This is a genomic window from Kocuria cellulosilytica (genome assembly GCF_040981245.1).
Classification (GTDB): Bacteria; Actinomycetota; Actinomycetes; order Actinomycetales; family Micrococcaceae; genus Kocuria; species Kocuria cellulosilytica.
This window is the reverse complement of sequence record NZ_JAVFWZ010000098.1, coordinates 1-568: the sequence shown is the minus strand read 5'-3', so window position 1 is coordinate 568 and position 568 is coordinate 1. Positions and strand designations below refer to the sequence as shown.

Genomic DNA, 568 nt, shown 5'->3' with positions numbered 1-568 from the left:
TGTAGTCGCCCGCACCGACCGCTCCGGGTCGCCGGGGCCGCGTCGGATCAGGCCGGCCCGCCGTCCCGCAGGCTCTCCAGGGCGAACGAGAGGTCCGCCGGGTACGGGCTCCCGAACTCGACCGGCTCCCCCGTCCCGGGGTGCTCGAAGCCGAGCCCCTTGGCGTGCAGCCACTGCCGGGTCAGGCCCAGTCCGGCGGACAGCGCGGGGTCCGCCCCGTAGGTGAGGTCCCCGCAGCACGGGTGGCGCAGCGCCGAGAAGTGCACGCGGATCTGGTGGGTGCGCCCGGTCTCCAGGTGCACCTCGACGAGGGTCGCTCGCCCGAACGCCTCGAGCACCTCGTAGTGGGTGACCGCGTGGCGCCCGCCCTCGACCACGGCGAAGCGCCAGTCGTAGCCGGGGTGGCGCCCGATCGGGGCGTCGACGGTCCCGCGCAGCGGGTCCGGCAGGCCCTGCACCACGGTGTGGTAGACCTTCGTCACCGTGCGCTCCTTGAAGGCCCGCTTGAGCGCGGTGTACGCGCGCTCGGTGCGGGCCACGACCATCAGCCCCGACGTGCCGACGTCGA

1 protein-coding gene is annotated in these 568 nt (G+C 74.6%); it reads right to left on the bottom strand.

What is annotated here, in order from left to right:
* Positions 1-47: 47 nt before the first annotated feature.
* Positions 48-568 (bottom strand): RluA family pseudouridine synthase (locus tag RCG67_RS17185; RefSeq protein WP_368828020.1); only part of this gene is annotated, 521 nt, incomplete at its 5' end.